This is a genomic window from Xanthomonas sp. 3075, assembly GCF_014197275.1.
GTDB lineage: Bacteria > Pseudomonadota > Gammaproteobacteria > Xanthomonadales > Xanthomonadaceae > Xanthomonas > Xanthomonas campestris_B.
In genome coordinates, this window is the sequence record NZ_JACIFI010000001.1 from 390,111 (window position 1) to 404,439 (window position 14,329).

13 protein-coding genes are annotated in these 14,329 nt (G+C 65.6%); 5 read left to right on the plus strand and 8 right to left on the minus strand.

Annotated features, from left to right (window positions below; translation table 11 throughout):
* Window positions 1-11: 11 nt before the first annotated feature.
* The 3 genes from hutG to hutI form a co-directional block, all read right to left on the minus strand.
* Window positions 12-872 carry an N-formylglutamate deformylase gene (hutG, locus tag GGR62_RS01750; protein ID WP_184406257.1) on the minus strand — a complete coding sequence of 287 codons (861 nt, stop codon included), beginning with the start codon at window positions 870-872 and terminating at the stop codon, window positions 12-14.
* A 73-nt stretch (window positions 873-945) separates the two neighbouring features.
* Entirely contained in the window at window positions 946-2,487 is a 1,542-nt protein-coding gene (gene hutH / locus GGR62_RS01755; RefSeq protein WP_184406259.1) for a histidine ammonia-lyase, read from the minus strand.
* A gap of 13 nt (window positions 2,488-2,500) precedes the next feature.
* On the minus strand, window positions 2,501-3,706 hold the full coding sequence (hutI, locus tag GGR62_RS01760; RefSeq protein WP_184406260.1) for an imidazolonepropionase: 1,206 nt from the start codon (window positions 3,704-3,706) through the stop codon (window positions 2,501-2,503).
* A gap of 60 nt (window positions 3,707-3,766) precedes the next feature.
* On the opposite strand from hutI, the gene GGR62_RS01765 reads away from it, so the two are divergent.
* Window positions 3,767-5,137 carry a formimidoylglutamate deiminase gene (locus tag GGR62_RS01765; protein ID WP_184406262.1) on the plus strand — a complete coding sequence of 457 codons (1,371 nt, stop codon included), beginning with the start codon at window positions 3,767-3,769 and terminating at the stop codon, window positions 5,135-5,137.
* Window positions 5,138-5,177: 40 nt separating this feature from the next.
* Entirely contained in the window at window positions 5,178-5,915 is a 738-nt protein-coding gene (gene hutC / locus GGR62_RS01770) for a histidine utilization repressor (RefSeq protein ID WP_184406264.1), read from the plus strand.
* 168 nt (window positions 5,916-6,083) lie between these two features.
* Here hutC and GGR62_RS01775 read toward each other — a convergent pair whose 3' ends face one another.
* The 3 genes from GGR62_RS01775 to GGR62_RS01785 form a co-directional block, all read right to left on the minus strand.
* Window positions 6,084-7,085 carry a restriction endonuclease gene (locus GGR62_RS01775; protein ID WP_184406266.1) on the minus strand — a complete coding sequence of 334 codons (1,002 nt, stop codon included), beginning with the start codon at window positions 7,083-7,085 and terminating at the stop codon, window positions 6,084-6,086.
* Between the two features lie 894 nt (window positions 7,086-7,979).
* The gene (locus tag GGR62_RS01780; protein ID WP_184406267.1) at window positions 7,980-8,540 is read right to left on the minus strand and encodes a phasin family protein; all 561 of its coding nucleotides are present in this window, start codon (window positions 8,538-8,540) and stop codon (window positions 7,980-7,982) included.
* Window positions 8,541-8,727: 187 nt separating this feature from the next.
* Entirely contained in the window at window positions 8,728-9,003 is a 276-nt protein-coding gene (locus GGR62_RS01785) for a polyhydroxyalkanoic acid system family protein (RefSeq protein WP_184406324.1), read from the minus strand.
* Between the two features lie 173 nt (window positions 9,004-9,176).
* On the opposite strand from GGR62_RS01785, the gene GGR62_RS01790 reads away from it, so the two are divergent.
* A complete protein-coding gene (locus GGR62_RS01790; protein WP_184406268.1) occupies window positions 9,177-9,986 on the plus strand; it encodes an FHA domain-containing protein in 810 nt (269 codons plus the stop codon).
* On the opposite strand, the gene msrQ is transcribed toward GGR62_RS01790, so the two are convergent.
* Together msrQ and msrP are read right to left on the minus strand one after the other, a co-directional pair.
* Window positions 9,928-10,584 (minus strand): protein-methionine-sulfoxide reductase heme-binding subunit MsrQ, encoded by a 657-nt coding sequence (gene msrQ / locus GGR62_RS01795; RefSeq protein WP_184406269.1) that lies wholly within the window; start codon window positions 10,582-10,584, stop codon window positions 9,928-9,930. The two genes, GGR62_RS01790 and msrQ, sit on opposite strands and share 59 nt — an antisense overlap.
* Before the next feature lie 161 nt (window positions 10,585-10,745).
* Entirely contained in the window at window positions 10,746-11,714 is a 969-nt protein-coding gene (gene msrP / locus GGR62_RS01800) for a protein-methionine-sulfoxide reductase catalytic subunit MsrP (protein WP_184406270.1), read from the minus strand.
* A gap of 176 nt (window positions 11,715-11,890) precedes the next feature.
* Between msrP and serC the strand changes: the two genes are divergently transcribed.
* Window positions 11,891-12,976: a 3-phosphoserine/phosphohydroxythreonine transaminase gene (gene serC, locus GGR62_RS01805; protein ID WP_184406272.1), complete on the plus strand. Its 1,086-nt coding sequence runs from the start codon at window positions 11,891-11,893 to the stop codon at window positions 12,974-12,976.
* 62 nt (window positions 12,977-13,038) lie between these two features.
* Window positions 13,039-14,229, plus strand: coding sequence for a prephenate dehydratase (pheA, locus tag GGR62_RS01810; RefSeq protein WP_184406274.1), 1,191 nt, complete (start codon window positions 13,039-13,041; stop codon window positions 14,227-14,229).
* Window positions 14,230-14,329: the final 100 nt, after the last annotated feature.

Consider the following 14,329-nt stretch of genomic DNA (forward strand, 5'->3'; position numbering starts at 1 on the left):
GTTCCTTGCAATCAACGCTGCGCCGCGCGCGGCGAGGTGGCGGGTGAGTGGTCGGTGGTTGTGGCGAATTGCAGGCAGGCCAGCAGGACGTGCCGCAGCACGGCACGCAAGGCCACCGCGTGCGCGGGTTGCCATGGCGAGGGCCAGTTTTCCGGAGTGATCTCGTCCGGCTCGCGCATGTAGCCGCGACACGCCAGCTCCATCTGCAAGCTGTGCACGCCGTGGTCTGGTTGCGCATAATGGCGGGTGATCCAGCCGCCCTTGAAGCGCCCATTGCGCACGGTGCTCGAGCCACTGCTGCGGCACAGCTGCTCCACCGCATCGGCCAGCGCCGGATCGCAACTGCGGTCGTCATTGCTGCCGATATTGAACTGCGGCAGCTCGCCATCGAACAGATGCGGAATATGCGAGCGGATCGAATGCGCGTCGTAGACCACGATGGTCGGATACCGCTCGCGCAAGCGCGCGATTTCGGCGGCGAGCGCTGCGTGATACGGGTCGAACCAGCGTGTGCGGCGCAAGGCGATCTGTGCCTGGTCCGGTGCAGCGCCGTCGGCATACAACGGTTGGTTGTCGAAGGTGGTCAGCGGGCATAGACCGGTGGTGTTCTGGCCCGGATACAACGAGGCGCCACTCGGGTCGCGGTTGACGTCGATCACCGAGCGCGAGATCGCGGTGCGCACGGTGGTGGCGCCCAGCGATTGCGCGAAGTCGTACAGCTGATGCACCCACCAGTCGGCATCGCGCCGTGCCAGCCACGGCGACACGAACTGATCGGCCACGTCGTCCGGCAACTCGGTGCCGGTATGCGGGAAGCTGACGATCAGTGGCGCGTCGCCTCGGTGTATTTCGAGCCAGGGCAGGGCGCTCATCGTTGCGTGCCTCGCATCAATACAATCGCCGAGACGTTTTGATGGCGCGATTGCGTGCCGTCAGCCTGCCAACTCATGCGTGCTGCTCCACACCTGGCAACGCCATGGCGACCGCCTGCGCGAGTGCACCCGAGCGCACCAACGTGCTGGCCGCCAGCATGTCGGGATGGAAATAGCGATCGTCCTGCAAGGTCGGCACCTGTGCGCGCAGCAATGCGCGTGCAGCTTCCAGCGCGGCGCTGGAGCGCAGCGGAGCATGGAAATCGCAGCCTTGCACGGCCGCCAGCAGTTCAATGCCGATCACGTGCGCGGCGTTCTCGGTCATCGCCAGCAAGCGCCGTGCGCCGTGCGCTGCCATCGACACGTGATCTTCCTGATTGGCCGAGGTCGGAATCGAATCGACACTGGCCGGATATGCGCGTTGTTTGTTCTCCGACACCAGCGCCGCAGCGGTCACCTGCGGAATCATGAAGCCCGAATTCAAGCCTGGGCGCGGGGTGAGAAAGGCCGGCAGGCCCGACAATGCGGGATCCACCAGCATCGCGGTGCGGCGTTCGCTGATCGAGCCGATTTCGCAGACCGCCATCGCCAGCATGTCGGCCGCAAACGCGACCGGTTCGGCGTGGAAGTTACCACCCGACAAGGCCTCGCCGGTGTCGCTGAAGACCAGCGGGTTATCGGAGACGCCATTGGCCTCGATCTGCAAGGTGCGTGCGGCCTGGCGCATGATGTCCAGCGCGGCACCCATCACCTGCGGCTGGCAACGCAGGCAATACGGATCCTGCACGCGCACATCGCCAAGCCGGTGCGATTCGCGAATGCTCGAATCGGCCATCAGATCGCGCAGCGCTGCGGCGACCGCGATTTGCCCCGGTTGGCCGCGCAACGCATGGATGCGCGCATCGAACGGGGTATCCGAGCCCTTGGCCGCTTCCACCGACAGCGCACCCGTCACCAGTGCGGCCTGCAACACGGTTTCGATCTCGAACAGGCCGGCCAATGCGCAGGCGGTGGAAAACTGGGTGCCGTTGAGCAGCGCCAGGCCTTCCTTCGCGCCCAGCACGCGCGGCTGTAGTTGCGCCTGCGCGAGTGCGTCGGCGGCGGGTAAACGTTGCTCGCCGACGAAGGCTTCGCCAACGCCGATCATCACTGCAGCCAGATGCGACAACGGCGCCAGATCGCCCGAGGCGCCGACCGAGCCCTGGCATGGCACCACCGGCGTGATGCCACGCTGCAGCATCGCCTCCAGCAACGCCAGCGTTTGCGGCTGCACACCGGAAGCGCCTTGGGCCAGGCTGGTGAGCTTGAGCGCCATCATCAGGCGCACCACCGGCACCGGCGTGGGATCGCCGACGCCGGCCGCGTGCGAGAGCACGATATTGCGCTGCAGGGTTTGCAGGTCCTCGCGCTCGATGCGCACGCTGGCCAGCTTGCCGAAGCCGGTATTGACGCCATAGACCGGCTCGCCGCGCGCAACGATCGCGTCCACCGTTTGCGCGCTGCGCAAGACAGCCGCCGCGCAGGCGTCGTCCAGGACGACCTCGGCGCCGCGATACAGCGTACGCCACTGCGCCAGGGTGACCTGGCCGGGCTGCAGGACAACGGATGCACTCATGACGACTCCGGTTTCAGCAGGAATGCCCGCGCCAGACGCGGGCATGGAGAGGGTTGAAGCCCATGCGATAGACCAGGTCGGCCGGCGCGTCGATGTCCCAGATCGCCAGATCGCAGTCCATGCCCGCGCGCAGCCGGCCAAGCCGCTCGCTGCGCCCAAGCGCGCGCGCGGCCTCGCGGGTGAAACCGGCGATGCACTCGTCCACGGTCATGCGGAACAACGTGGCGGCCATGTTCATCGCCAGCAGCGGGCTGGTCAGCGGCGAGGTGCCTGGGTTGCAGTCGGTCGCCAGGGCCAGCGGCACGCCGGCAGCGCGCAACGCGGCGATCGGCGGCACCTGGGTATCGCGGGTGAAATAGAACGCGCCCGGCAACAGCACCGCCACCGTGCCGGCGCTGGCCATCGCGAGGATGCCGGCCTGGTCCAGATATTCGATGTGATCGGCCGACAGTGCGCCATAGCGCGCGGCCAGTTGCGCGCCGTGCTGATTGCTCAGTTGTTCGGCATGGATCTTGATGTTCAAGCCGTGTGCCTGCGCGGCGATGAAGACCTGCTCGGCCTGCGCGGGCGAGAACGCCAGATGCTCGCAGAACACGTCCACCGCCTCGGCAAGACCTTGCGCGGCGATCGCCGGCATCATCTGCGTGCAGACCTCGTCGATATAGGTCTGCGCGTCGCTGCCCGGTGGCACCGCGTGCGCGCCGAGGAAGGTCGGCACCACTTCGACCTTGCGCAGTGCGGCGAGCTGGCTGGCCACGCGCAGCTGCTTGATTTCGTCCTCCAGCGTCAGCCCGTAGCCGGATTTGATTTCCAGCGTGGTCACGCCTTCGGCGAGCATGGCGTCCAGGCGCGGCAGGCTGGACGCCAGCAGCGCTGCGTCATCGGCGGCGCGAGTGGCGCGCACCGTGGACACGATGCCGCCGCCGGCTGCGGCAATCTCGGCATAACTGGCGCCGCGCAGACGTTGCTCGAATTCGTTGGCGCGGTTGCCGGCGTAGACAAGGTGGGTATGGCAATCGATCAAGCCGGGACTGATCCAGCGGCGCTGGCAGTCGTGCGCGGTGCCTGGCTGCAGCGCGGTGGCCTGCGCGGCCGGGCCGGCGTAGACGATGCGGCCGTCCTGGCAGGCGACCACGCCATCGTCCACGATGCCCAGGCCGCCATCGGTGGCATCCAGGGTCATCAGTTGTGCGTTCTGCCAGAGGACGTCGCAGTGCATGGCGCAGGCTCGTACTGTCTGATATGTATATACAATAGATTCGACGATCGAGGGTGTCCAGTGTCAGACCAACCGGTACACGCAATTTGGGCAGCCCGGGCTCTTTTGCCCGCTGGCTGGGCGAGTGGCGTGCGGATCACGATGGCGCACGGGCGCATTGCCGCAGTACAGGCCGATACCGCGCTCGCCGCCACCGATACCCGTGTCGAGGTGCTGCTGCCTGGGCTAGGCAACCTGCACAGCCACGCGTTCCAGCGCGGCATGGCCGGACTGACCGAAGTGGGCGGGCGCAGCGGCGACAGTTTCTGGAGCTGGCGCGAGTTGATGTACCGCTTCGTCGACCGGCTCGATCCCGACAGCCTGCAAGCGATCGCCGAACAGGCCTATGTGGAAATGCTCGAAAGCGGCTTCACCCGCGTCGGCGAATTCCACTATCTGCACCACAGTCCCAGTGGCGTGGCGTATGCGCATGCCGGCGAGATGTCCGGGCGCATCGCCGCTGCCGCCGCTGCCACCGGTATCGGGCTGACGCTGTTGCCGGTGTTCTATGCGCATTCGGATTTCGGTGGCGTGGCGCCGAACGCAGCGCAGCGTCGCTTGATCCACGGCATCGACGGCTTCGCGCGGTTGCTGGAAGACTGCCAGCGCAGCCTCGACGCGTTGCCGGATGCAGTGCTCGGGCTGGCGCCGCACAGCCTGCGTGCGGTCACACCGGAGCAACTGGCTGCGCTGGTGCCGCTCACCGATGGCCCGATCCACATCCATATCGCCGAGCAGCAGCGCGAGGTCGATGCGTGTCTGGCCTGGTCGGGCCAGCGTCCGGTGCAGTGGCTGCAGGCCAACGCGTCGGTGGATGCGCGCTGGTGCCTGGTGCACGCCACGCATGTGGATGCGACCGAGTTGCAGGCCATCGTCGACAGCGGCGCAGTGGTCGGGTTGTGCCCGATCACCGAGGCGAATCTGGGCGATGGGTTGTTCCCGATGCAGGCATTTGCTGCGGCGGGTGGGCGCTTCGGGGTGGGCTCGGATTCGAATGTGCTGATCGATGCGGCCGAAGAACTGCGGCTGCTCGAATACGGGCAACGTCTGCAGCGACAGGCGCGCAATGTGCTGGCACAAGGTGGGGTTTCCAGCGGGCGATGGTTGTTCGATCAGGCCGGCGAGGGCGCGGCGCAGGCGCTGGGGAGTGCACTGAGCGGGATCCGGGTCGGTGCGCCGGCCGATCTGCTCGAATTGGACCCGGCCCATCCGGCATTGCTGGCACGTAGCGACGATGCGTTGTTGGATAGCTGGCTATTTGCCGCACGCGGCAGAGCCGTGCGCACTGTCTGGCGTGCCGGGCAACAAGTGGTGCGCGGTGGGCAACATGTCGATCGTGCGCGCATCGCCACGCGTTTTGCCGGCGTCCTGCAATCACTGCTGAGCAAATGAGCGGACGCGCGCACAATGCGCATCCGACCGGAGACCTGCTGTGACCGCTTCCCCCACCGCCGCGCCAGGCACCTTGCATCAGCGCATCCGGCAGGATCTGGAACAACGCATTCATAGTGGGGACTGGCCGCCGGGTCACCGCGTGCCGCCCGAACACGAATTGATGGCGCAATACGCTTGCTCGCGCATGACCGTAAACAAGGTGCTCGGCTTGCTGGCCGACGCCGGCATGATCGAACGCCGTCGCCGCACCGGCTCGTTTGTCGCGCGTCCGCATCCGCATCTGGAACAGGTTGCGTTGTCGATCCCGGACATCGAAGTGGAGATGACCGCGCGCGGCCACGTGTACCAGTTCTCGCTGTTGTCGCGGCGACTACGCAACCTGCGTCAGCGCGTACCTCAGGAACGTGCCCTGGGCAGCAGCGGCAAGGTGCTGGCGCTGGAAAGCGTGCACCTGGCAGACGGCAGGCCGTTCGCGCTGGAGCAGCGCGTGATCGACACCAGCACGGTGCCGGAGGCATTGCTGCAAGCGTTCACCGACGTGGCGCCGGGAAGTTGGCTGTTGCGCAACGTGCCGTGGACGCGTGCCGAACACCGCATCAGCGCAGTCAGCGTGGATGCCGCGCAAGCCGAACGGTTGCAGGTAGACGATGGTGCGGCCTGTCTGGTCATCGATCGCCACACCTGGCGCGGCGATCAGCCGGTCACATACGTGCGCCAATTGTTTCTGGGCGGGTCCTACGATCTGGTGGCGCGGTTTGCGCCCGGCCTGCGTTGAGGCGGGTTGCCACGCGTTGGATGCGATCACCCAGCGAGTGTTTCACTGTCTGCCGGGATGCCGGCGAGGCTGTGCCGGCACGTCGCCCGCGCACTACGACTGCAAGTGCGCATACAGGAGGACGAGTCCGTACCGGACAACGGATCGCAACCGGCCGCCGCGCTGCGCTCAAATCGTCGTGCACTGACGCCAGCGTACCGGTTCGGCCACGCCCGGACGTGGGTTGAGCTGCACGCGGACGGTGCGCAGGTACGGATAGCGTTCCACGTGGCGACAGATCAAGGGCCAGGCCGCGCTGTCGTCGATGCTGCGATCCACCGCCAAGGTCGCCTGGCTGATCCAGATGCCACGCACCAGTCCTGGCGTCTGTGAGAGCGCTTTGGAAACTTCGCGCCGATACGCCTGCATGGTCGCCGCATCCGGTTCTTCGCCAGCCGGTGCCGGCGTGGCTGCGGGTGTCGATGGGGACGCCGGTGTGGCGACAGCAGCCGACGCCGTCGGTGTAGCAGACGGGGTGCGCACAGATGCCGGGGATGCGGACGGGGACGCCACCGCCGGTACCGGGTCGGGCGCTGCAACTGGCGTATGCAATGCAGGCACGGCGACCAGTGCCAGTACGGTCAGTACAGCACCGGCGATGCTGCTGTGCCGGATCGCGCGGCGACGTGCCTTGCCGACCACCGCGCTTTCGATATCGCCCGGCAGATACGGCTTGAGCAGCGGCCACAGGCGCGCACCATCCAGCACTTCGATCGATTGCTTTTCCGCAGCGGCCAGGCCCTCGTGCTCCATACGGCCTTCGGTGACCATGACGCCGCCACTGGCGCCGGCCAGCCGTGCCAGTGCACCCAACTCGTTCACTGCCGCCACGCCGATGCGATAGCTGCGCCCATGTTTGCAGGCCACCAGGCGGGTGCCGTGGCTGGTGTGCACCATGAAGTCGGCGGTAGGCACGCCGTCCTGCGGTAGCTGCACCGGCTGCCAGCCGCGTTGGTCCTGCAACACGCGTAGCACCGTGGCGGCGAAGTCGCGCCACTGCATATCCGCCAGTGCGCGTACGCCCTCATGTAGTTCATTGTCGGGACGACGCACGAGCCAGAGGTAAGCGCACGCCACCAACCAGAGCAGCGGTGCGGCCAGCAAGACAACGATCCAGGACGGGATGAGCATTAAACGAAGGTATGGCACGTATAACGAAACGTTGTGCCTAGAAGAATCCTTCGCGGAAGATTCGTCAATGGATCGCGGATGGAGATATCACAAGCCGTGATCCAGATAGCGAAAGACCCGCCAGTCCGAAGCCGTGAGGGGAGGGGAGCAAACGGACTTCGTGGAACAGGACTGGCGGGTCACTCCCGATTGTCCAAAAAAGCATGCTGCTTTGCAACATTCAACGGCTATCAGCGCGGAACCGTTAAAGAACGTGGAGAGTGCGTTAAGGACGGAGCGATCGCGTCTTGCATGGATGCGAGCGACCTTATTCGTGCTGCAGCGTGATGTCGCAGTCTTGATTAACGCCGGCCGCGGTCGGCGGCTGGCGAGTGCCGGAGTTGGCAGCAGTCTTCGGGCGACAGATCTGCGGCTTGGCTGCAGGGCCCTTGCCCGCCCACCATCGCGGGACCCGCCGCAAGTACGTCCGTAGGCTCTTATGCGGCATCCATGCCGCATAAGGTCCCGCGACGGTGGGCGGGCAAGGACTCGTCGTGACAGTCGGTGCATGGGTGCATGGGTGCTAGCGATGCACGAGGTGCGTTGTTCGGATAAAGGCGCGTCGTATCAGCTTGTCGACGCAAGCCGGCTAATAGACAGGCCTTCACCAAAGCAGCCGATCAACTGTCTGGTGCGGTGTCCTCGCCGCTTGCGGAACCCTGTGGCGGCATGGATGCCGCCACGGAGCCTAGAGGTAGAGGGACGTACTTGCGGCGTGTGCCGCGAGCGGTGAGGGCACCGCGCCCTCGACCAGCGCAGCTCGGGACCATCCACATGACGCCAGAGTGGACAAGACGGCCGCACCAGCTGGCAACCCGTGCTGCGTTGTTGACCGCTCTGATTCCGCGTGGATTTTTATTCCCTGTCGAACGCACCGGTATTTGTGGTGGTCGAACTGGCACCGGCTGGCGAGCCGGTGGCGGACGCATCGCTGCTGGTGGCCTGCGCTGCCTGGTTGGCGGTGCGATTGGCGCGCTTGGTGGCGGCGGTGTTGGCACGTACCTGGGCCTTGAGCGACTCCACCTCGCGGCGCAGGTTTTCCAGTTCGTCCTGTTCGGGGATATTGAGCGTACGCAGCACGCCCTTGACCCGTTCGTCGAAGGCCTTGCCCAGCTTGTCCCAGCCGCGCACGGCGGTGTCGCGTGCCTGCCCGAACTGGGTTTCCACTTCTTCGCGCAGCTCTTCGACGCTTTCGGCGGCCTTGCGCTGGCCGGTGCGCTCATAGGCTGCGCCTTCGCGCACCAGCGAGTCGAACAACTTGCCGCCTTCGTTCTGCACCCGACCTAGCGCGCCGAGTCCTGCCAGCCACACGGTCTGCGCCGATTCGCCAAGCCGGCGCGAAATCTGTTCGGCCTGTGCCTGAAAGCCCTGGGCCGCATTGTCGCGGTTAGCGTTCTGATCGTATCCGGTCGTCATGCGATGCTCCTGTAGGTTGCCAAAGTGACGTGGCATTCACCCTAGTGCCGATGCTGCATCGGGCAGGTGAAACATGGCCTGCTCAGGTCATGTTGCAAGCATCCGCCCATCAGGGGCGCAGCGGGTGACTTGGCGCTGAAGCACCCACCCGCAGATGTCCGACAGGAGCGCCGACTGGTCTTCGGGCTCAAGCGAGTTTTTCGGCCAGCAGGCGGCGAATTTCCGATTCCACCATCGGCTGCATCGCCGACAGCAGAAAGCCAAGCTCGGCGGTGACATGCACTTGCTGCGGCAGCAGCGCGATCGCGCCATCCACACCGGAACGTGCAATGCGCAAGGTGTCGCCTTCCCAATGCGAGGCGATGCCGTAGCGATCGGTCAACTTGCGCGCCGCCTCGTCGATCGCTGCGCGGGCCTGGGCCGGCGTCAAGGAGTGGTCGTGGCGGATATCGATGCTGGGCATGGGTTCGATGGGGAAGACCAAAGGAGCGCGCATTGTGCGCATGCGCGGGCCAGGCTCCAAGTGCGGCTGCCGGTCGCCGGCCACAACCGAGTGGCCGACGCCGCGCGTCGGTCAGGCGGGCACCGGTCACATTGTTGGCCGCTGCAGGAGGCAAACCTGCTAGGCTGCGGCCGGTGCGCGATCTGCAAGTTCATTTCACCCACCGGCAGCAGCCGGATCATTCCCTCAAGCCCGGCGTCCACCGGATCGTCCGCCATGCCTCCGGCAGTGTGCGGGTGGTTGCCGATGCGCAGGGCGCGTTGCTGTTGGCGCAGTTCTGCCTGGACCAACGCGGGCTGTGGCTGCAGGTCGCCAACGGCATCCGCGGTATCCACGTCAACGGCCGCCCGGTGCGTCGCATGGCGCTGCTGCGGCCGGGCGATGCGATTTATGCCGACGGTGTGGAAATGCTGTTGCGCAGTGCGCCGTCGAGCGCGCCGGCAGAGGTTGCGCTGGACGACCAGGCCAGCCTGAGCGAGGTCTGCCTGTTGCTGCGCGGGCTGGGTGGCCGCCATCACGGTCGCAGCTTCACGCTGGATCGCGCGCGTCTTGTTGGCAGCGACTCAGCCTCGGACATCGTCATCGACGACCCGGCGTTCGCCGCGCAGCATGCGCGACTCGAGCGTCACGGCGAGCGGGTGCTGATCCGCGATCTCGGCTCGGAGGACGGTAGCTGGATCAACGGCGTGCAAGTACGTGACGGCTGGCTGCAGGCCGGCGACCAAGTGGTGTTCGATGCCCGCCACCGCTTTGTCGTCGAGGTGCCGCGCACCCATCACGGCACCACCTGGGATCTTCCCGAGTCGGAGCCGTTGCCGACGCCGCGTGCCACTGCGGAGCCGGCGCGTGCGCCGATGAAGGTCGCGCGCTGGCCGTGGCTGCTGCTCAGCGCGGTGCTGCTGGCGGCGGCGTTGAGCGCCTTGCTGTGGTTCGGCGCGCGCTGAGTTTCTTCCAGACCCGCCACCCCAGCAGCACGGCGAGAATGCCGGCATACAGCGCCGGTTCGCGGATATCGGATTTCACCAACCACCAGAAGTGCAGCACCGCCAGCAGCCCGATCGGGTAGATCAGCATGTGCAGGCGGCCCCAGTTGCGCTTGAGCCGGCGCATCCATCCCTGGGTGGAGGTGATCGCCAACGGCACCAGCAATAGCCACGCGGCGAAGCCGACCGTGATGTAGGGACGCTTGAGGATTTCTTCGAAGATCTGCGTCCAGAAGCCGCGTAGATCCAGGCTCAGATACGCCGCCAGATGCACGCTGGCATAGAAGAAGGCGTACAGGCCGAGCATGCGACGGAAGCGGATCAGCGTCGCCTGGCCGGTGAGCTGGCGCAGCGGCGTGATCGTCAACGTGATCAACAAAAATCGCAGTGCCCACAACCCGGTGCGGTGCTCGATCTCGGCGACCGGGTCGGCGCCCAGCGCGTCGCTGCCGGTTTGCCAGACCTGCCAGAACTGCCAGCCGAGCAGTGCGATCGGCGTTAGCGCGGCGGCATGCACCAGGGTCTTGGCGGCGATCAGGGATGCGGATGTCTTGGCCATGCGATCTCGCAGAAGAAAACAGTGCTGACGCTGCGCGGGGTATGTCCAGCGCACGAGTTGCAAGAACAAGCTGATGCACGATGAGGCCGTCGTGCAAGGGCCGTATCGCGTGCCTGTGCGCTTTTCTCCACGTCAGTTCGATACACGCGTGAGGTGCTGCGCTAGAACCACTTTTTCAGATCCATTCCCGCATACAACGAGGCGACCTGATCCGCATAGCCGTTGAACGGCTTGGTGGCGATGCGCTCGGCGAACAGCTTGCTGGCGGTACCGGCGATGCGACGCTCGGTCTTCTGGCTCCAGCGCGGGTGGTCCACGGCCGGGTTGACGTTGGAAAAGAAGCCGTATTCGGACGGTTGCAGGTCGTGCCATGCGGTCTCGGGCATCTTTTCGACGAAACGGATCTCCACGATCGACTTGATGCTCTTGAAGCCGTATTTCCACGGCACCACCAGCCGCAGCGGCGCGCCATTCTGCTGCGGCAGCGGCTTGCCGTACAGGCCGGTGGCCAGCAGGGTCAGCGGGTGCATCGCTTCGTCGATGCGCAGGCCTTCGCGGTAGGGCCAGTTGATCGAGCGGTAGCGCACGCCCGGCATCTGCTGCGGGTCGGCCAGCGTGGTGAACGCCACGTACTTGGCCTTGGAGGTCGGCGCGAAGCGCTTGAGCACCTCGCCCAGCGGCACCCCCGTCCACGGAATCACCATCGACCAGCCTTCCACGCAGCGCAGCCGGTAGATGCGTTCTTCCGGGGTGATGCCTTTCAGCAGTTCGTCCAGCGACAGGCTGCCGGGCTTTTCGCACTCGCCGCCGACCTTCACCGACCACGGCGACAGCTTCAAGGTCTTAGCGGCCTTGGACGGGTCGGTCTTGTCGGTGCCGAACTCGTAGAAATTGTTGTAACTGGTGACGTCTTCCAGCCGGGTCAGTTCCTCGGCGGTGCGGAAGCCGCTGCGTGCCTGCGCCGGCGTCACCACGGCCTTGGGCGGGGGCGGCGGGTCGGCCTCGGCGCAGCCGGCCACGCCCAGCGCCGGAGTCAGGGCGAACAGCTGCAGCAGCCGGCGTCGGTCGCGGTAGACGGACTCATCGGTGATTTCGCTGGACGGCGTCTTCAATGCATCGCGAAGGGACATGGCTCGCTCCTGACAGTGGCTACGTGGTGAGACTAACGGACCGGGGTGAAAGTTCTGGCCCAGGCATACCCCTTACGTGTCCCAGGGGTCGAAAGGATGCAGTTGCAACTGTTTGCCGGCGCTGCCAAGGCTGATGCGCTGCGGCATACTAGAGGGCTAGCTCGACAAGGTGTGCCATGACACGCGCGTTCAATTTCAGTGCCGGCCCTGCGACATTGCCGGAATCGGTCCTGCGCCAGGCGCAGGCGGAGATGGTCGAGTGGAACGGCGTCGGCGCCTCGATCGTGGAAATCAGCCACCGCAGCGCCGATTTCATGGCTGTGGCGGCCGCAGCCGAAGCGGACCTGCGCACGTTGTTGTCGATTCCCGACGACTATGCAGTGCTGTTCACCGCCGGTGGCGCCACCACCATCCAGGCATTGCTGCCGCTGAATTTCGCCGCACCCGGCCAGGCCGCCGATTACGTGATCACCGGTCACTGGGGCAAGACCGCCATCAAGCAGGCGGCGACGTATGTGGACGCACGCATCGCTGTCGATGCACAGGCCGGCGGGTTCATCGACATTCCGCCGGTGGCCAGCTGGACCCTGTCGCCGCACTCGGCCTACGTGCACATCACCGCCAACGAAACCATTCACGGCGTCGAATTTCGCGACACGCCGGCAGTGGGCACGTTGCCGTTGTTTGCCGATTTCAGTTCCTCGATCGCCTCCGAGCCACTGGACGTCTCGCGCTACGGTCTGATCTACGCCGGCGCGCAGAAGAACCTGGGTCCGGTCGGCATCTCGGTGCTGATCGTGCGGCGCGACCTGCTCGAACGCGCCGGCCAGCCGCGCGCCGATATCTTCAATTACGCCTCGCATGCCGCCCGCGATTCGATGCTCAACACCCCGCCGACCTGGAACTGGTATCTGCTGGGGCTCACCGTGAAGTGGATGCTGGAGCAGGGCGGGGTGGAAGCGTTCGCCCGTCGCAACGCCGAAAAGGCCGCGCTGGTGTACGGCGCGATCGACGGCTCCGGCGGTTTTTATCGCAACCTGGTCACGCCGGCGGTGCGTTCGCGCATGAACATCCCGTTCTTCCTGGCCGATGAGCAACTGGATGCGTTGTTCGTCAGCCAATCCAAGGCGGCCGGTCTGCTGGCGTTGAAGGGGCACAAGGCGGTCGGCGGCATTCGCGCCTCGCTCTACAACGCAATGCCGGTGGCAGGCGCGCAGGCGCTGGTGGACTTCATGCACGACTTCCAGCAGCGTCACGGCTGAGTCTTCATTTACCGTAGCGCGTGCCGCAGGCGCATGCGCTACCTTTCAAGGAATGCCCAGCGATGGCTCCCAAGTCCAACAAGCCCACTGCCGCCACTGGCGGCAAGACGAAGTCGGCCGGCAAGTCCGCCGCCAAATCTGCAGGCAAGCTCGCGACCAAGCCGGTCGTTGCCGCGCCGGTGCTGGCCGACGTGCGCGCCAAGATCGACGAGATCGACCGCACCATCCAGGCGCTGATCGCCGAGCGCGCCAACTTCGCCCATCAGGTCGGCAAGGCCAAGGGCAAGCTCGCTGCGGCAGTGGATTACTACCGTCCCGAGCGCGAGGCGCAGGTGCTACGCATGGTGGTGGACCGCAACGAAGGCCCGCTCAGCGATGAAGTGCTGGTGCACGTCTACCGCGAAATCATGTCGGCATGTCTGGCCCAGCAGGAGCCGTTGAAGATCGGCTATCTCGGCCCGGAAGGCACCTTCAGCCAGCAGGCGGTGCTCAAACATTTCGGCCGTTCGGCCGTCGGCCTGCCGATGGCCACCATCGAGGAAGTGTTCCAGGAAGTGGAAGCGGGCAATGCCGACTTCGGCGTGGTGCCGGTGGAAAATTCCGGGCAGGGCACCATCCAGGTCACGCTGGACATGTTCCTGACCTCGAACCTGAAAATCTGCGGCGAAGTCGAGCTGCGCGTGCACCAGTACCTGCTCTCGCGCAACGGCCGGCTGGACGACATCGAGCGCATCTACGCGCATCCGCAATCGTTCGCGCAGACCGCCGGGTGGTTGCGTTCGCACCTGCCCAAGGTCGAAAAGATCGCGGTGTCCAGCAATGCCGAAGGCGCACGCCGCGCCCGCAATGCCGAAGATGCCGCAGCGATCGGTGGCGAGAGCGCTGCGCACGTGTATGGCTTGAAGAAAGTCATCATGAAATCGATCGAAGACGACGACGACAACACCACGCGCTTTCTGGTGATCGGCCGGCAGATCTTCCCCACCTCCGGGCACGATCGCACCTCGGTGCTGGTGTTCATCCACGACAAGCCGGGCGCATTGTTCGACGTGCTCAGTCCGTTCGCACGGCATGGCATCAGCATGAACCGCATCGAGTCGCGGCCCTCGCATCAGGCCAAGTGGGAGTATGGCTTCTTCATCGACCTGGCCGGCCATGTGGAAGACGAGGCGATGAAGCAGGCGCTGGCCGAACTGGAAGCGCACTCGGCGCAGATCAAGGTGCTGGGTTCGTATCCGGTGGCGATTCCCTGAGCGTCGGGCTTGCCGCAATGCCGGTCATCGTTGGCGTTACCTGCACGGTCATGGCCTTGCCACCACATTCTTCAAAACGCATCGCCGCCCACGGCGATGC